This is a genomic window from Aliigemmobacter aestuarii, assembly GCF_004799285.1.
Classification (GTDB): Bacteria; Pseudomonadota; Alphaproteobacteria; order Rhodobacterales; family Rhodobacteraceae; genus Aliigemmobacter; species Aliigemmobacter aestuarii.
This window is the reverse complement of sequence record NZ_SSND01000007.1, coordinates 26,457-43,923: the sequence shown is the minus strand read 5'-3', so window position 1 is coordinate 43,923 and position 17,467 is coordinate 26,457. Positions and strand designations below refer to the sequence as shown.

The 17,467-nt window shown below is 61.5% G+C and carries 17 protein-coding genes; 8 read left to right on the top strand and 9 right to left on the bottom strand.

Annotation, left to right across the window (positions count from 1 at the left end):
- Positions 1–236 precede the first annotated feature (236 nt).
- The 9 genes from E7811_RS17525 to E7811_RS17485 form a co-directional block, all read right to left on the bottom strand.
- On the bottom strand, positions 237–1,301 hold the full coding sequence (locus E7811_RS17525; RefSeq protein ID WP_211092141.1) for a hypothetical protein: 1,065 nt from the start codon (positions 1,299–1,301) through the stop codon (positions 237–239).
- A complete protein-coding gene (locus E7811_RS17520) occupies positions 1,298–2,218 on the bottom strand; it encodes a DUF5655 domain-containing protein (RefSeq protein ID WP_136395982.1) in 921 nt (306 codons plus the stop codon). The genes E7811_RS17525 and E7811_RS17520 overlap by 4 nt, the downstream gene beginning before the upstream one ends.
- A gap of 35 nt (positions 2,219–2,253) precedes the next feature.
- A complete protein-coding gene (locus tag E7811_RS17515) occupies positions 2,254–3,414 on the bottom strand; it encodes a ComEC/Rec2 family competence protein (protein WP_136395981.1) in 1,161 nt (386 codons plus the stop codon).
- A 128-nt stretch (positions 3,415–3,542) separates the two neighbouring features.
- Positions 3,543–5,129 (bottom strand): restriction endonuclease subunit S, encoded by a 1,587-nt coding sequence (locus E7811_RS17510; RefSeq protein WP_136395980.1) that lies wholly within the window; start codon positions 5,127–5,129, stop codon positions 3,543–3,545.
- Complete coding sequence (locus tag E7811_RS17505) at positions 5,126–6,574, bottom strand: class I SAM-dependent DNA methyltransferase (RefSeq protein ID WP_136395979.1); 1,449 nt, start codon at positions 6,572–6,574, stop codon at positions 5,126–5,128. The genes E7811_RS17510 and E7811_RS17505 overlap by 4 nt, the downstream gene beginning before the upstream one ends.
- Positions 6,571–7,437: an FRG domain-containing protein gene (locus E7811_RS17500; RefSeq protein WP_136395978.1), complete on the bottom strand. Its 867-nt coding sequence runs from the start codon at positions 7,435–7,437 to the stop codon at positions 6,571–6,573. The genes E7811_RS17505 and E7811_RS17500 overlap by 4 nt, the downstream gene beginning before the upstream one ends.
- A 3-nt stretch (positions 7,438–7,440) precedes the next feature.
- On the bottom strand, positions 7,441–9,897 hold the full coding sequence (gene hsdR / locus E7811_RS17495; RefSeq protein WP_136395977.1) for an EcoAI/FtnUII family type I restriction enzme subunit R: 2,457 nt from the start codon (positions 9,895–9,897) through the stop codon (positions 7,441–7,443).
- Positions 9,898–10,057: 160 nt separating this feature from the next.
- Positions 10,058–11,287 (bottom strand): tyrosine-type recombinase/integrase, encoded by a 1,230-nt coding sequence (locus E7811_RS17490; RefSeq protein WP_136395976.1) that lies wholly within the window; start codon positions 11,285–11,287, stop codon positions 10,058–10,060.
- Positions 11,288–11,428: 141 nt separating this feature from the next.
- Positions 11,429–12,019, bottom strand: coding sequence for a hypothetical protein (locus E7811_RS17485; protein ID WP_136395975.1), 591 nt, complete (start codon positions 12,017–12,019; stop codon positions 11,429–11,431).
- A gap of 315 nt (positions 12,020–12,334) precedes the next feature.
- Here E7811_RS17485 and E7811_RS17480 point away from each other — a divergent pair, with 315 nt between their 5' ends.
- The 8 genes from E7811_RS17480 (at position 12,335) to E7811_RS17445 (ending at position 17,460) form a co-directional block, all read left to right on the top strand.
- Positions 12,335–12,589, top strand: coding sequence for a helix-turn-helix transcriptional regulator (locus tag E7811_RS17480; RefSeq protein WP_136395974.1), 255 nt, complete (start codon positions 12,335–12,337; stop codon positions 12,587–12,589).
- Between the two features lie 13 nt (positions 12,590–12,602).
- Positions 12,603–12,797: a hypothetical protein gene (locus E7811_RS17475; protein ID WP_136395973.1), complete on the top strand. Its 195-nt coding sequence runs from the start codon at positions 12,603–12,605 to the stop codon at positions 12,795–12,797.
- A complete protein-coding gene (locus E7811_RS17470) occupies positions 12,794–13,777 on the top strand; it encodes a helix-turn-helix domain-containing protein (protein ID WP_136395972.1) in 984 nt (327 codons plus the stop codon). Before E7811_RS17475 ends, E7811_RS17470 begins: the two co-directional genes overlap by 4 nt.
- A 29-nt stretch (positions 13,778–13,806) precedes the next feature.
- Positions 13,807–14,328 carry a DUF6362 family protein gene (locus E7811_RS17465; protein WP_211092140.1) on the top strand — a complete coding sequence of 174 codons (522 nt, stop codon included), beginning with the start codon at positions 13,807–13,809 and terminating at the stop codon, positions 14,326–14,328.
- Between the two features lie 258 nt (positions 14,329–14,586).
- Positions 14,587–15,363 carry a ParB/Srx family N-terminal domain-containing protein gene (locus tag E7811_RS17460; RefSeq protein ID WP_136395971.1) on the top strand — a complete coding sequence of 259 codons (777 nt, stop codon included), beginning with the start codon at positions 14,587–14,589 and terminating at the stop codon, positions 15,361–15,363.
- Between the two features lie 91 nt (positions 15,364–15,454).
- Complete coding sequence (locus E7811_RS17455; protein WP_246020522.1) at positions 15,455–16,324, top strand: site-specific DNA-methyltransferase; 870 nt, start codon at positions 15,455–15,457, stop codon at positions 16,322–16,324.
- Positions 16,321–17,025 carry a pyridoxal-phosphate dependent enzyme gene (locus E7811_RS17450; RefSeq protein WP_136395969.1) on the top strand — a complete coding sequence of 235 codons (705 nt, stop codon included), beginning with the start codon at positions 16,321–16,323 and terminating at the stop codon, positions 17,023–17,025. The genes E7811_RS17455 and E7811_RS17450 overlap by 4 nt, the downstream gene beginning before the upstream one ends.
- Before the next feature lie 60 nt (positions 17,026–17,085).
- Entirely contained in the window at positions 17,086–17,460 is a 375-nt protein-coding gene (locus tag E7811_RS17445; RefSeq protein WP_136395968.1) for a DUF4160 domain-containing protein, read from the top strand.
- The last annotated feature ends 7 nt before the right edge of the window (positions 17,461–17,467 follow it).

The window sequence follows — 17,467 nt, the reverse complement described above, 5'->3', positions numbered from 1 at the left end:
TTTTGGTTGCGGGGGCAGGATTTGAACCTGCGGCCTTCAGGTTATGAGGCGGACCAAAAAGAGAACATCTGATCCTTAGATATCAACCACTTACGGCCCAACCCATTGATCTCGCTTGATTACCTTGCCGCTCTCAACCGCAACTGGCGGATGCGGCTGCTGCCCAAACCGTGAACGAGGTAGGTCGACAGGTTGACCTATTGTTGACCCGAAACCTCCGCCCACGGCCGAACTCGTCAAAATGCCAACCCCGCTGCACCGCCCCCGCAGGCAGGACACTTCCGCTGCCAGATGTCTGATCCATTCGCCCCATATCGATGACCGCAGCTTCCGCAACGCAAGACGTAGACAACTTGGTTGTGGTCGTTGCCCGGCAGATCGGTTGCCTGCACAACCTCCTGGCCGTTCTTGTTCACGTAGCCTGCCTTGGTCGTCTTGCCGCCACTACTGCCGCGTCCCACCTTCGCAGCAGGCTTGGCGGTGGGCTTGGCCTTTTTCGTTGGCGCCCAGGGGACTCCCAGTATCCAGCCCTCGACCTGTGCCACGGCCATTTCGGGCGGCGACAGCTCGGGCTTCATTGCCTTCAGAAGACCCCCGTCTGCAGCCGCGGTCGATAGCCAGGCCGCCACGCTGTAGGCATCGTGTTGATCCGGTGTGCGATCCTCAACCGGGTAACCCGCGCTCCAAAGTCGTGGGTAAACCTCGAGGACCACCGACTTTCCCACCGGCACGTCCCAGCCATCGAAGGGCCAGAAGTGAACTCGATCGCCCTGCGCACGTCGGATATGAAGTAGCCAAGGGATTCCAGCATGCGTGGACTTAGCCACGGACCCTTGGACGTCGAAGTGAAATACCGATTTGGCCCCGGGCGATCGCTCTTCCGTTATGCGGCGCCAGCGGCGGCTTCCCTCGCGCGCTGCGCCGTTCCCGGCCGTGCCGAAGCGCACGAAATCGACATAGGTATGATCGGCATCCGTCGGCCAGTGCCGCTGGAAATCATCGAGGAAAGCGGGCCAGTCTGGCAGGAGGCCATGGACCTCGAAGTAGCGGAGGGGAAACGAAAAGGCGTGATCGATGCCGACGACCGTCGGGATGTCCTCGGCAAGTCGTTCGACCAGCCATTCCGCGATCCCGCGCCGCGTCCAGTAGCGCTTCGGTGAGGGCGGCGGGGCAACCTCCTGAGGCACCTCGCCCACGTCGGCCATATAGACCCGCAACCCCTTCAAGCTCGAGTTGGCCGTCTCTGCGCCCGAGTAGTCGATGCCGATCGCCCGGGCGAAGACTGGTGCCTCGCCGGTCATGACGCACCATAGCTGAGTTCGATTAACGGCTTCGCCTTCTCCAGATCCTCGGCCTTCGAGAGCGTGATCTCGAGGTCGCCGGTTCCGAAGTGGCCAAGGTTGGAGACATCGCGGGTGAAGCCCGGCTCAAGCTGAACCGTCGACGGGTCAACCTTCACGAACATCAGAATCTTGCCGGTTGAGGGCCGAAACTCGACGCAGGCGAAGTTCTTGATCCGCTTAAAGGCGATGTAGAAGCGCAGGGTGGTTTCATGAACATCGTCACCCAGTGCCATCAAGTAGGCGCGCAAGGCTTCAAAACGGTCCAACAACCCGGGATCAAGTTCCTGCAGGACGGTGCCGATCGTCTTGTACTTATTGCCGCCCCCTGCCCCGCCATCCGGCACACTACCTTTGGTGTCGATGAACACACCCTTGGTCGAGGTCGCCGCAACAAGGTCAAGCATCAGAAGCTCCGGACCGAAGCGGCGGTAGCGGATCAGTTCGATGTTCCGCTGCATCTGCTTCACAGCGTGGTCGTCATACCGGTTGAAGTCGCCCGCGATGCAGATCAGCCGCGGCGCGGACCAGTCGACGCCGTCGGCGGCGGCCTTGCCCAGTTTCTCCATAACCAGCCACTGGAAATCCTTGCGGTGGTCCATCAGCCAGTCGAGGTAGAAGAGCCCCTGGTTGATGACATTCTCGTTGCTGGCCCGCTTGTATTCGAGGATCACCGGGCAGCCGTTCTCGTCTAGGCCCAGCGTGTCGATCCGGCCGCCATGGGTGGTCGTGTATTCCGTGGCCAGGAAGCGGACACCAAGCAGCGACTCAAGGTTCTTCTCGAATAGGACCTGCACGGATTTCTCGACCGTGTCGGTCGTTCCTGCTAGTTCGGTCACGGCGCCAGAGGCAATGCGGAACAGTTTGATATCACTCATCAAATTTCTCGCTTCTGACCAATTGCATAACCATCTCACCGATCCAGCACGATGTGCGTCGAAAACCCAGAATGCTGATCCACTTGAACTGGGTGGAAGGACCAGAAGTCGCGCAGCACCTCTGCATGGGGGTGCCCGTATGAATGGGCCGGGTCAGAGCTGAACACGCTAGTTCTTGGGACTGCGCGCACCGCAAGTCCGTCATACCAGTTCGCCCGCGCCCCATGGTGGGCAACTTGAAATACGGCCGTGCGCGTCACGCGCTTCGCATCGAGGTAATCTTCGAGATCATCCCATTTTTTGGCAGCGTTCAGCACCCCGTCGCCTGTAAGAAGGATTGCCCCTTTCGCGTTTTTAGCATGACGGTCCGATTGACAGGAAACCTGTCGGAACTGCAGGTAGTGCTTCTCCGAATAACGAACCTGACGCCAAGGCCCCACGGCGCCCCCGTAAAGCATCAAGCTGACATTGTTCATCACACTCCGCCCAAAAGTTGCCTCGTAGTGCTTCCTCAAGTCCTTCAGTGCTTGATCTCGTACATCGTCATCACCGGCGAGAAGGTCCTTGCGATAGCCCTCCACGATCGCTGCGAAGCCATGAGGATCGGCTGGCTGAGTTGCCGGATCATTATATGGAACAAATTCCCACAGACCTTGAAACACAGGCACCGATTGACCCGGCCTCAATGTCTTTACCCGAGACGGCCATCGCCCCCCTGAGACCTCCAACTCGTCCAAAGATGCTGGCTCTCCTGGTCCCTCGTCCTTCACCCTATCTTCAAATTCTTCTGGGAAAGTAAGCGGACCGGTAGGGTCAATCAGGAAAGGTGGCCCTCTGTCGTTTGACGGCATAACGAACACCACACGATCAAACCCATCGCCTGCGCTTTGCTCGAGATAGGCGACCGGATCGATGTAAAATAGCATCTCCACGTCGCCCGCAGTCATTCCTTGGTCAAAACCGATCACGAGGCGATACCAAAGCGGCGCCCAAGGAAGCATGACTGTGCTTGCGCCGACCTTCTTCAGGAGCTCCACTACTCCACTGATGTGGTCGTTGTGGAAATGGGACAGCGTCAGTAGATCGAGCCTCGCACCACCGCTGATTGCTCTGAGGCGATCAATCGCATTGCTGACCAGGTGCTTGCCAGAGCTCGTTCCGCAATCGTAAACCCAGCGATAGGAACCAGCCGCCATCCTTGGTGGTTGGCCAGGATTTCGAATGTTCCGGCGTCCGACTAGCGGCGGGGGCCAGAACTCCACGGACCCAGAAACGAAAAGGCCTTGGCCAACGGGGAAGAACCGATGAACCGCGCGAATGCTTGTCATGCGGCGGCCTCGGCTTGATCGCCTGGCGCCCCGCCCAGCGCCTCGTGCAACAGGGCTTCGAGGAGGCGGGAGCGGGTGGTGGTGGCGGTGGTGAGGCTGGCTTCCAGCTGATCGCAGAGCGTCATCAGGGCATCGACCTTGGCCACGATGCGGTGTTGTTCGGCGAGGGGCGGGAGGGGGAAGTTGATTGCAGACAGATCACCCTTATTGAACCCTGCTTGTGCCGACCTTGATGCACCAAGCAAAGGGCCCTGAAAGAACTCTGATTTCAACAACAAGTACGCAAATGGCGCAATGAAAGCATCCGCTGGCCAAATGAATTTGGCCATTGCAACGTTGTAGGCACCGTCCTCTGCCCAGAAGATTTTCCCTACCGAAGCACCATAACGCCCAATCAGGATCTCGCCCTTTTTGCACAAGCTCCGCGCAGTCGAAACTGGAATGTAAACGGGAACAGGGCGCTCACCCAAGTCGCGTATCTGGAATAGGCGAACATAGCCTTCTCTCGGCGTATCAACGAATTGGCTCTTAGGCGGTTGGTTTCCCCCCTCAATATCGCAGAATTTTCCAAAGTTGAGAGTATACCAGTTATCCGGGAGCAAAGGGTGTTGATCTTCACTTCGGTACTTTTGGACCACTGCTTCTGCTGCAGAATCTTGCCCGACCAGCTTTCCCCGCACGGCGAGGTTCAGGATGGTTTGGCGGAGGGTTTTGATCTGGTCGGGGCGGGTGGTGAGGGTGGGGAGGGTTTGCAGGGCAAAGCGGGCGTGGGTGGCGAAGTCTCTCGCATCCGTCTCGGGGGCGGTCAGGCGGGTAAGGGTCGCGGCGGTCAGCCGATCCCGCACCGCCTCTCGCCCCGCCCGCGCCGCCTCTAGCTGGTCACACAGCGCCATGAGTTCATCGACCTTCCGTTGGACCTCGGGGCAGATCAACGGAACCGGCACCTCAGCCACTCGGCCCACGCTCAGCGTGACGTTCGCGGTCCCCGTCATTCTTGAGACAAGCAGCTCTTCCTTGAACGCGGACAGGTACTCGAAAAGAAAGCGCGCAGACATCAACGCCGGGTCGTAAGGGAAAACTGCGACAAGGATGGTGCCCAGCGCGAACTTGCCCTCCTGATAGTGAAGCCGGTTGATGCTCGCATTCCCGTGGCCGGTAGATGACACCAAGGGGATGATCGCAGCCGCCCCTTCAAAGTCGAAGTGGTCGCAAGTCGACCGTTCGGCCGAGGTCACAACAAGCGGGTATTCACCTGGTTGTGCTTGCTGGATGCCTGTCAGTCCCTTTTCGATACGGGCCAGTTCACCCAGCGGGGCAAACCTTGCTGGATCAGTGAAATCTGCGGGAAGTTGCTCGGCAGTTACCTCTTCCATGCGCTTCGGCTTTGGAATTGCCCCCCGTTTTGCCAAAGCTGCCTTTACGCGGTTTACAGCATTAAGGACCTCGGACGGCGTCATCGAGGCTGCGCCGTTGTCAAGCTTGCCAGAGATCGCCAGCGCCACAGCAATCTTGCGCAGTTGCTGAATCCGGTCGGGATCGTCTCCGATCTTGGAGAACGCGGCCAAGAGTCGTTGCGCGTTCATTCTGCAAGCGCCTCGGTAAGGATCGCCTTCAACTGCTCACGGATCGCAGCAACTTCTGCTTCGGCGGCGTCCAGTTCGGCCAGCAAGATTTCGGGATCGTCGTGTTCTTCTTGAATGGCGTGGGGGTTCTTGACGTCTAGGTTATAGCCGCGCGCCTTGATCTCGGCGGCCGAGACCTTCCACACCTGGGGGCCTTCGACCCGCCCCTGCCGCCCTGCCCCGCCCCACCATGCGGCGCAGTCGGCCAGATGATCCAGCCGGATCGGCTTGGTCATCGAATATGCCTTCTGCCCCTCGGGCACGCGGTGTTCCCAATACCAGATGTCCTGCGTGGGCGTGCCCTTTTCAAAGAACAACAGGTTGGTGCCGATGGAGGCATAGGGTTTGAAGACCGAATTCGGCAGCCGCACGATGGTGTGCAGGTTGCACTCCTCCATCAGGTGTTCCTTGAGCCGGGTCTTGATGCCTTCGCCGAAGAGCGAGCCGTCGGGCAGCACCACGGCGGCGCGGCCACCGGGTTTCAGAAGGCGGATGATCAGGGCCAGGAACAGATCGGCGGTTTCGCGGGTGCGGAAGGTGGGGAAGTTGCCCTCGATCCCGTCCTCTTCCTTGCCGCCAAAGGGCGGGTTGGTCAGGACGATGTCAACGCGTTCATCCTTGGTCCAGCTGACCAGCGGGCGGGCAAGGGTGTTATCGTGGCGGACGAAGTTCGGCTCCTCCACCCCATTGAGCAGCATGTTGGTGACGCAAAGCATATGGGGCAGCGGTTTCTTTTCCACAGCGCGGAGGGAGGCCTGCATCAGCGCCTCATGCTCGGGCCGTTTGACGTAGGCGTCGCGCATGTGGCGCATGGCGCAGGTCAGAAAGCCGCCGGTGCCGCAGGCGGGGTCGAACAGGATCTCGCCGGGCTTGGGGTCAATCTGCTGGACCATGAAGGCGGTGACGGCGCGCGGGGTATAGTATTCGCCCGCGTTTCCGGCGTTTTGCAGGTCGTTCAGGATCTGCTCGTAGATGTCGCCGAAGTGCTGCCGTTCGGTCAGGTTGTTGAAATCCACCTCGTTGATCTTGTTGATCATCTGCCGCATCAGCTGGCCGGATTTCATGTAGTTGTAGGCGTCTTCGAACACGTCGCGGACAACCTTGGCGCGGGGGCCAGCAGCGGTGGGCAGGGATTTAAGCCGCGGGAAGAGGGTGAGGTTGACGAAGTCGAGCAGCGCCTCGCCGGTGATGCCTTCGGGATCAGCCGCCCAGGCGCGCCACTGCAGATCGGCCGGAATGGGCGACGTGTAGGCGTCCTTGGTCAGTTCCAGTTCCTGATCCTGATCGTCGATGATCTTGAGGAAGAACATCCAGCACAACTGGCTGATGCGCTGGGCGTCACCGTCGACGCCGGTGTCCTTGCGCATGATGTCCTGAATGGATTTTACGAGGGTGCGGACGCTCAAAGAAGGTCTCCTTCGATCTCAACTTTCAGATCGATCATTAGTTGTTCAAGAGGATCACGCTTGCCAGTCGGGTAGAGAGCCTTAAGGGACACTGGCGGAAACGCATCACTCTTCCAGAAGGTCTTGGGGTTGAATCGGAGCTTGGCCACGAGCCTTCGTCCAAAGTCCAATTCAGCGTGTTTATACTGGCCGAAAGGTGGCACATCACCAATTTCAGGATATTCTCCGAGAAGGTAACCTTCTTGGAAGTGTGGGCGCATCGCCGATGGTGGACACGCACTGGACAGGCGGACGATTTGCATCGAAGCCTCGGAGCTGGCCGTTACAGCGCCGCTGAGATTCGGAACCGCAAGAACGTAAACATACCCTTCGTCTGCCCCGTCGCTCGTAGCAAACGAAGCTGCAATCCTCAGTGACTGGGAAACATCCAGAAGGGGTGTCGGGCAAACGTCATAGTGCTGCAGGATCGACCATCTAAGAAGCCTGTATCTTGAGAGTCGATCGGCCCCAACAAGTTCCAAGTCTCGGTATCTTTCGACAAGAACCTCTTCTGCTTTCTTCAACTGCGAGAACCGATTCTGAAGGCTGTGCCGAGATGGAACTTTCATTGTAGAGATAGCACGAAAGATCGTTGGCTTTATTGTCGTCAGGCCAGAGGCATTCTTGTAATCTGACTTCTGCCCCCGAAACAATAGGACATGCTCGCGATTCAAGAACTGAAGCGACGCAATCTTTTGGGCCAGATCAACATAAGAACTCACAAAGTGACCCGAACTTCGCCTTATTGACTCGTTTGACACTGATCTGGGGTCACTTTCATCGTCCAGCAAACCCCAAATTGTCTGATTTCCAATGGTATCCATACGCTACCCTGCGATGTCATAGAGCGCGCCCTGAAGGTCACGGACGGCCTGTTCGAACCCGGGTTTTCCCCCAAATGCGCGGATGAGTTCAACTACGCTTCCCATCCCGCTGAAGGGGGCGATTTTCAGCACGCCGGGGTCATCGAGGTTCATCACCCCTTCATCGGCGTACTTGGCTAGAAGCGCTTCCAGAACGGCGCGCGCTTGGGGGCCGAACTTCGTGAAGACATCGCGCTTTATGACGTTCTCGGCCCGTTCCTTCCGGGTCAACGGTTTGGCGTCAAAGGCAATGTGGCAAATCAGGTCGAAGGGATCGAGATCACGGCCAAGCTCGGCCGCGATCATATCCAGCGGCAGTCCCTCGGCTTCCAGTTCCTCAATCACAGCCTCTTTGCGCTGTTCGCTGTTCCAGCGCTTCAGGAAGGCATCGAGGCTGGAAAACTGCTTCTGCAAGGCCTTTCGTGTGTAGTCGCGCAAGGACTCCGTGACCAGCTTGCCGCTTTCATCAAGGTATTCGACCCGTTCAGCAACGATCTGGGCCCCTACCCCGTCCACATAGACCTTGCGGATAGGATTGCCCGTCGGCCTAGCCCCAGCCACGGGACCCGCCGGATCGATCAGAACAGTCTCGTCAGTGCCGGGTTCAGGCGAAAGGGGCTCACCATCATCCCCCGTCTGGGGCGCGTCGTCCGGCGGGGTAATCGGATCATCCGGGCCGGGCTGATAGATTTGCACCGGCTCGCCGTCGAACTCCGGGTCAGCGAAATGGCTTGTCGAACCGCGGAAATCCATCACGGTGAAGTATAGCTTCTGGGTGTCTTCATGCACCCGGGTGCCGCGGCCTACGATCTGCTTGAACTCGGTCATCGACCCGACCTCGCGGTCAAGCACGATCAGGCGGCAGGTCTGAGCATCGACGCCGGTGGACAACAGGCGCGACGTGGTCACGATCACTGGATAGGCAGCTTCGGGATCAATGAAGTTGCCAAGCTGATCGAGGCCCTCCTTGTCATTCCCCGTGATCCGCATGACGTAGCGATGGTTCTGGGCCACGAGATCGGCGTTTTCATTGATCAGCGCCTGGCGCATGCGGGCGGCGTGTTCCTGATCGACACAAAAGACGATCGTCTTCGCCATCCGGTCGCCGCTTTGCTTCAGGAAGTCGGTGACCTTCTGGGCGACAAGCTTGGTGCGGTCGTCAAGCACCAGCGTGCGATCGAAGTCCTTGGTGTTGTAGATGCGATCTTCGACTTCTTCGCCGTCACGGTCCAGTTGGCCTTGAACCGGGCGATAACCCTGAACGTCGCGATCGATATGGACTTTGATAACCTTGTATGGGGCAAGGAAGCCATCGCGGATGCCTTGCTTCAGAGAATAGCTGTAAACCGGCGCCCCGAAGTAATCGATGTTCGAGGCATACTCGGTTTCCTTGGGCGTGGCAGTCAGGCCGATCTGAGTCGCTGCGGAAAAGTGATCCAGGATTTCGCGCCAGGCAGAGTCATCTGCGGCGCTGCCTCTGTGGCACTCGTCGATGACGATGAGATCGAAGAAGTCCGGCGAAAACTCCTTGTAAAGCTTCTGGCTTTCATCCGGGCCTGTGATCGCCTGATAAAGGCCCAGATAGATTTCATAGGACGTGTCGATCCGGCGTTTTTTGTCCATGGCCAGCGTCAGATCGGTGAGGGTGCCATCCGCCCGCTCAATCGTTTTCGATTGGGTCGAGAGCTTTGCCATAATGCCTGCGAATGGCCGAAAATCGTTGACCATCGTTTGATCGATCAGCACGTTCCGATCCGCCAGAAACAGGATGCGCTTCTTCTGGCCAGCCTTCCAAAGCCGCCAAATGATTTGGAAGGCCGTATAGGTTTTTCCGGTCCCTGTCGCCATCACCAACAGGACACGATCTTGTCCTTTGGCAATGGCTTCGATCGCCGCATTCACCGCGTTAACCTGATAATAGCGAGGAGACTTCCCGCTACCGTCGTCGAAGTAATCTTGCAATGTAACCGCAGCGGCTTCGTCGGATAGCCCTTTCCAAGCCCGGTAGCGCGCCCAAAGGTCAGCAGGTGAAGGGAATTCATCCAGCGCGAGCGTCGTTTCTGGCACTGGGCTCAGCCCCGTGCGGTCATGAAACACGAAACCGTCACCGTTCGATGAGAATACAAACGGAATTCCCAAGGTCTCAGCATACTCAAGCCCTTGTTGCATACCCGCGGCAACTGGCAGGGAGTTTTCCTTGGCTTCAATGATCGCGATCGGAATATTCGGCTTTACCGACAGAATGTAATCGGCGCGCTTTCCCTTTCCGCGGCTTACCAGTTTGCCCCGAACAATAATGCGCCCCTTGGTAAAGCTGACCTCTTCTCGGATTTGCGTGACTTCATCCCAGCCAGCCTTGCGCAGCGCGGGCGTGATAAACTTGGTACAAATGTCACGCTCACTGAGCGATCGCTTTTCCATGCGGTCCTGTCCTCGCAGCGCGACGCACCGTTACAGCGGTAAATCGGATAAGTGCCTTGATACACTAGCATAAGCGGAATTCAGACCGCGCGGCAACGCTCAAAGGCGTCGCCAGTCGCGTTATGGTGGTATGTTTCCCGTGCTCTGACAGTGGCGCCCCTTACTCCCCCACCACGCGCAACCTCGGCTTCAGCATCTCGCCGACGGCGTTGACCCCGGCCCGGAGGGGCGCGTCGATCAGGTGGGCGTAGCGCTGGGTGGTGCCGATCTGAGTGTGGCCGAGGAGACGGCCGATCATTTCCAGCGATGCTCCGCCGGAGACCAGCAGCGAGGCGAAGGTGTGCCGCAGGTCGTGGATGCGGACGTCGGGGATCTGCGCGACCTTCTGCATCTTCGGCCAGAAGCGTTTGGGATCGCCGACCGGCTGATCGGGCACGTCGCCGGGGAAGAGAAACGGGCAGCCCTTCGGCACGATTTCACGGCGCAAGCGGATCAACGCGACCGCCTCATGCGAGATCGGTACGCGGTGGATGCGGCGCTGCTTGGTGTAGGCGGCCTGCTTGGTCCAGATCGCGAGGTCGAGGTTGAACTGGTCGAAGGTGGCGGTGCGGACCTCGCCCAGCCGGGCACCGGTCAGCATGCAGAGACGAATGATACTGGCCGCGCGCTGATCTTCATCGACGGCCAGGGCGTTGGCCAGGCGTTCGATCTCTTCGCAGGACAGGAACCGGTCGCGCGCAACCTCGGGGCGGCGGCGGAAGCCGAAGGCCGGGTTGTCGGTGCGCATCTTCCACAGCATGGCGAGATTGAACATCTTGCGCAGCATTTCCCCCGCCCGGTTGGCGCGCACCGGCGTCGGTTTGGGCGGGGCCAGTTTCTTTCGCCGCTTCTGGGTCGGTTTCTTCTTCGAGGGCCGGGCCCGCCCGGCCGCGATTTTGGTCAGCAGGCGATCGACGTCGGTGGGTGTGATGTCCGCCACCTTTCGGTTCTTCCATTCCGGCAAAACCAGCTTTTCCAGCATGCTCTTCTGGTCCGATGCGTTGGTCGGGGCGAGCTTCGGCAGGTGTTCTTCGATGAAGCGCTCCGCCAGTTCCTTGACCGTTGGCGCCCCGCGGGCGGCCTTGCGGGAATCTAGCGGGTCTTCCCCGCGATCGATTTCGCGGATCAGGCGCTTGGCTTCATCCCGGGCGGCGGTGACCGACCATGTCGGCCAGACCCCGATGGTGAAGCGCTTCTGCTGGCCCGCGATGCGGTAGATCAGCACGAAGCCCTTCCGCCCGGTCGTGTAGACGCAGAGCCCAAAGCCCGGGGTATCCTCATCGAAGAGGACGTACTTGCGGCTGCCGATTTCCGCAGCCTTTACAACGCGTTCTGAGAGTTTTGCCTTCATGCGACGCTCCTTTCACCCGCAGTCAGCGACGACCCGCGGCGCGGAGCAATGTCTCATTCGGGCCAAACCGGCCAGAGGCGGAAACCGGCGGAAAGGTCCGGGGGATTACGCCGGTCAAGGCGGCGCTGGGCGGTGTGGGGGCTATTCGGGGCGAAGCCTGCCCCAGAAGCCTCTGATCTTCTTGCGGATCGTCGACTCGTCAGGGGCGTCCCCGTTGACCGACTTGCTCAGGAACCAGTTGAACATCTCGTCAATCAGGTCTTTCTGCTTTGCAGGCAGGCCGTCCTCCTGAACCCGGCAGATGATCTCACAGTAGAACCCGTCCCAATCGTAGCGGGATTGCGCGCCCGGGCCAGACACGACCTTCCGCACCAGGTTGTTTTCGTCTTCGAACCTTTCCACCTCGGCCGCGGTGATCAGCACATCCGGCGCCATGACGCGGATGCCCTCCTTGGGCTCCTCGATCCGCTTCCAGCCGCAGTTCGCAGGTCGCGCCTGACGGATGAAGACAAACTCCTCGAGTAGGCCATAGCCCCGGAACAAGGGGCGCACAGCACCACCCTCGATCACGCCGATCCGCGCCTCGCTGCCATCGTCAAACCGGACATTCGGCAGGGCGATGACGAGGTCGATCTTCTCGGCCATCGCCAGTTCGACGATCTCGGTCTGACTGCACTCCCAGCGGAAGGATGTCTCGAGAACTGAATAGAAATTCCGGGCGACAAACGCCATTACCTGCCCCCCGTTACCGCCCTCCTTTCTCCAGCCCCTGAACGCACAGGGGCCGTGCACCTCGCCCTTCCGGGCGCGGCGACGTTTCGGCGAATCTGTTGTGAACTGCTCCCCTTCAGATTGTCATAAACCTGTCGCCAATCAAGCCGGTTGCAGCACGCCTTTTGCGGGTTGAACCACGGTTGAACGGGAGCGGCGTAATTCCCTTTTCCTTTCCGCCGGTTTCCGCCTCTTCGCCGGTCCCTGCCCCGTGCTTGCCTCTCCTGGCCGATGACCGGCCCCCGATCCCCGGGGCGGCGGCGCGAGGAGAAACTTATGGATACCAATCCCTTGAAGGATGCGGGCGCCGATCCGGCGCTGCTCGATGGCTGGCTCGACCGGGCGGAACTGGCCCGGCAATTGGCCCTGTCGGTCGACACGTTGCAGCGCTGGGAAACCCGGCGCGTGGGGCCGCCCTGCGTGCGGGTTGGCCGCAAAGTGCTCTACCGCAAGGAGGCCGTCCGCGACTGGCTGAAAGAGCAGGAAGCCCGCAAGACCGGCCAGCACAAGGCCGTGGCCGGGCGGCGCTGAAATGGGGGCGCCGATGACCAAAATCACCCCTGAAGGCCGCTTTCCCGTCTCTGCCCTGATCGCCGAGGCCCAGCGCGAACTTGACCTCCGGCGCCAGTTCTACTGGGCGCGGGTTCGGGCCGGGAAGATGCGCCAGGACGACGCGCACCTGCGGATCGCGCTGATGGAGGCGATCGTCAAACGCCTCATGGTGACGGCCGCGCTATGAGCCATCGTGCCACCAACTGGGCGATCCAGCAGCGCGGGTTGGCGCCTGCGACCAAGCTCGTCCTCTGGCATCTCTGCGACCGGCACAACCCGGATTACGGGTGCTTCCCGTCGCAGGACCAGTTGGCGGCCGATGCCGAAATCTCTCGTGCCAGCCTCAACACCCACCTCGACAAGCTGGAACAGGCCGGGCTGATCCGCCGCGAACGGCGCCACTCCGAGGGCACCCACCGGCGGCAATCAACCCGGTACTTCCTGGCCTTCGAACCGGAGTTTTCGGCACAGGCGGAACTGCCGCTGGCGGCCGAAAATCGGCCCGACCCATGTCCAGAATCCAGACATGGAAATGGGCAAAAGCCATGTCCAGATTTCGCGAAAAGCCATGTCCAGAATCTGGACACTAACCTTGTAAGTAAAGAACCAGTAATTACTACCGCGCGTGACGCGGGCGCGACGCGCGAGGCCCGGGCCGAGGTTTGCGCTGACGACGAGAGCCCCAATCTGGACGCGGCAGAGGCCGCCTGCCTTGCCGCCTGCGGCGAAGGCATGGCACCGGCGGCGCGGGCGGCGATCACCGCTACCACGGCCACGATCGGCGCCTGGCTGAAAGCGGGCTACGACCTCGAACTGGACGTGCTGCCGGTGATCACCGAACGGACGGACAAGCCCCGAGGCAGTCCGATCCGGACGAGGGAATACTTCAGCCAGGCGATCGCGGCGCGTCATGCCCGACGGATCGCGCAGGCGGCACGGCCGAAAGTTGCTGGTGAAGCTGGCGCTGCCCCTGCCGTTGCGACCGGCGGCCCTGCCGTGGCGCCCAGCACCCAGGGCGGCATTCCCGAACACCTGCTGCGCCTTGCCGCCTGGATCAACTCCGGCAGCTACGTGCCACCCAGCGCCGTCACGAACACCCAGCGCGATGCGCTGCTGCGGGCGGGCCTTGTCACCGAGGCCACCCTGCGCGCCCACCAAATCTACTAGCCCTGCCCCCTGACCCGAAGGAGCCACCATTGCGCCTGACGCCCCGCGAGATCGAGGATCGCCTCGAGGAAGCCGCCTACACCCTGCGGAACCTGCCCGAGAAAGACCGCCCCCGCGGCTATGGCAGCTCCTGGCCGCCGGTGGAGCATGATGCCCGCCACGCCTACGGCTACACGCCCGAGCGCCCGATGCGGGTGATCCCCAGCGCCGCTGCCATCAGCCGGATGGAGGAATGCTTTGACTGGCTGCTCCTCCTCGACCCCGAGGACGCCCGGATTGTCTGGCTCCGGGCCGAGGGTGCCCGCTGGCGGCAGGTCTGCGTTCGCGCTGGTGTGGTGCGATCGACCGCCTGGCGGCGCTGGGTGGCCGCCCTTCTGACCATCTCGAAGAAGCTGGAAAAGCTCGATAAATCAAAGGGCAAAGGCAAGGGCGCAAAACCCCTTACCGCAATCACCCGCACAACCCCGCGCGAAAGCGGCGCGGACACCGAGGACAACCGGCCCGATCCGTCGAACTTCGGGCGCGACACTTTCCCGGGTTTTGACGCATAAAAGAGGCAAGATGGCGAAGGGTGCAGGCGATGGATCGCTTCACTCGACGCCATCACCCCTGCTCCCGCCGCCGCTCCCGGCAGGCCCCCCGCGTTAGGTTCTCCCGGAAGGGAGGCGTATGCGGGGGGCCTAGGCGCATCTAACCGCTAGTGACAGAACAAAAATCTGGGTCCGCGCGCTTCGGGTGCGCGCTTTGGGTGCGCGGGTGCGCACCTGAGGCCGCACCTCGCCGCCGCCCTCTTCGAAAGGCCCTTCCCCGTGCTTCAGATCGAGATGCTGCCGGTTGACCGGCTGGTCCCCTACATCCGCAACGCCCGGACCCACAGCGAGGATCAGATCGCCCAGATCGCGGCCTCGATCGCCGAATTCGGCTTCACCAACCCGATCCTGATCGGCGAGGACGAGGTGATCATCGCAGGCCACGGCCGCCTGATGGCCGCGAAGGCACTGGGCCTGACCGAAGTTCCGGTGATCGTGCTGGACCATCTGACCGAAGCCCAGCGCCGGGCGCTGGTGATCGCCGACAACCGCATCGCCGAAAACGCCGGGTGGGACGACGACCTGCTGCGGTCGGAACTGGCGGCGCTGCGTGAGGCGGATTTCGATCTGGACCTGATCGGCTTCGACGAGACCGAACTCGACGAGATCATGGCCGGGTTCGAGGGCTTCGGAATCGGCGGCGGTGAAGGAGACCCCCAGGGCGAAACCTCCACTGGCGGCGCGGCGGCACCGGCCCCCTCGGCAAACCTCGCCGAACGCTTCGGCATCCCGCCATTCTCGGTCTTCGAGGCCCGCAAGGGCTGGTGGCAGGACCGCAAGCGCGCCTGGCTGGATCTGGGTATCCGCTCCGAACTCGGCCGTGGGGCTGCCCCCGGCGGCGCACCTCGCCCCCTCGATCGCGGCTGGTCGGGCGAGAAATCCTTCCCCGCCGTCCCCGGCATGGGCAGGGCCGATCCAGCGCCGATCCACAAGGACATCGACCACTATCGCCACAAGGAAGGCAAGCGCACCCGGAAAGAGGCCGCCCATGGCTAAGGGCCCCGCCCGCACCTTCGGCCAAGACCTGATGCGTGGCGAGCATGTGGTCGGCGCAGGGCAACCTGCCCCGCAGAATGGAGGGGTGCTCATGCCATCCCACACCTCGGGTGACCCTTCCTTCTATGCCAAGAAGCGCGCCAAGGAGGCCGAGCTTGGCCGGGAACTGACCACCGAAGAATTCCTGGCCGATCACTACGCCGCATCAGACGCGCCCACGGCCTCGGGTACGTCGATCTTCGATCCCGTCCTTTGCGAAATCGCCTATCGCTGGTTCTGCCCGCCGGGCGGCACGGTGCTGGACCCCTTCGCGGGCGGTTCCGTCCGCGGCATTGTCGCCGCCCGCCTTGGCCGCCCCTACGTCGGGATCGAACTCCGCGCCGAACAGGTGGCCGCGAACCAGGCGCAGGCCGATCTGGCGGGCGGCCCGGCCCCGCGCTGGATCGCCGGGGATTCCCGCGATCTCGCCCGGCTGGCCGCTGGCATCGAGGCCGATCTGGTGTTCAGCTGCCCGCCCTACTGGAACCTCGAACGCTACTCCGATGACCCCTCGGACCTTTCCACCATGCCCCTGGCCGACTTCCTGAAGGCCCAGGGCGAGATCATCGCCCAGGCCGTCGCCCGCCTTCGGCCGAACCGCTTCGCCGTCTGGGTGATCGGCGATGTCCGCGATGCCGACGGGTTCTTCGTCAACCTGCCCGGCCTGACGGTCGAAGCTTTCGAGGCCGCAGGCGCCCGCTTCTACAACGACGCGATCCTCGTTACGGCCGTGGGCTCGTTGCCGATCCGCGTGGGCCGCCAGTTCACCGCCGCCCGCAAGCTCGGCCGAACCCACCAGAATGTTCTGGTGTTCTGCAAGGGCGATCCCCGCAAAGCGACGGAGGTCTGCGGGCCAGTCGAGTTCGGCGACATCGAAGGGCCGGACACCGACGACGAAGCCGACCCGGAGGACGACCAATGACCGCCCCGATCCTCGAGATGCACCACGGCATTGCCGTTCTCCGCGACGACCTCTTCCCCGGCGGCACCAAGGCGCGCTTCATCGCGCACGTCTTTGACGGGGTGCAGGAGGCGGTCTATGCCAGCCCGCCCGAAGGTGGAGCCCAGACCGCAATCGCCACCGTTGCCCGGCGCCTTGGCAAACGGGCGACGATCTTCGTCGCCGCCCGCACCCGGCCGCATCCCCGCACGCTAGAGGCCGCCCGCCTGGGCGCCAAGGTTGTGCCGATCAGCCCCGGCTATCTGTCAGTCGTACAATCCCGCGCCCGGGAATACTGCCGCAACACCGGTGCCAGCCTGATCCCCTTCGGCGCCGAAATCCCCGCCGCGGTCGAGGCGATCGCCGCCGCCGCCCGTCTGGCTGGTTTCGATCCCGAAGAGGTTTGGTGCGCCGCCGGGTCAGGCGTCCTCGCCCGCGGCCTCGCCGCCGCCTGGCCGAAAGCCCGCCGCCACGTCGTCCAGATCGGCCGTGACCTCACCCCGCGCGAAGTGGCCGGGGCCACGATCCACGTCCATCCCCGCAAGTTCAGTGATCGCGCCGCGCAGGCCGCGCCCTTCCCGGCAGATCCGCATTACGACGCTAAGGCTTGGGAGCTGTGCCTGGCGAAGCGCGGGCCAGGGCGGGTGCTGTTTTGGAACGTTGCGCCGCTTTCCAGTCCTTGACGCCAACCATGTTCGCCGGTTTCCTAAATCGGAAGCCATTGTTGGAGTTGCTTTGAAAGAATGAATACGCAGCAGACTGAGCTTATGGAGGCCGCCCGCTCACTTCAGGACAGCCTTGCCACTATCGATTTGATGAGCAGACCGAGTTCCTCCAGTGGAATAGAGTTCCTGGTCAAGAAACTCGAACCACTGCAAATTCGTATGGACGGCGACCGCAACCATGGTCGAGCACATGTGCACATTAATTACCTGAAGCAATACCATGTCGCATCATATGCCATCGACGATGGGACCCGATTAGCCGGTAACCTGAGTTCAAAGTACGATCGTGTGATCAAGACATGGATTGCCGACAATCGAAAAGTCCTGCTGGAACTTTGGCATAAGGTTCAATCAGGCGAGAGTCCGGAAGGATTGGCCCTCAAGTTGAAGTAGTGGCGCG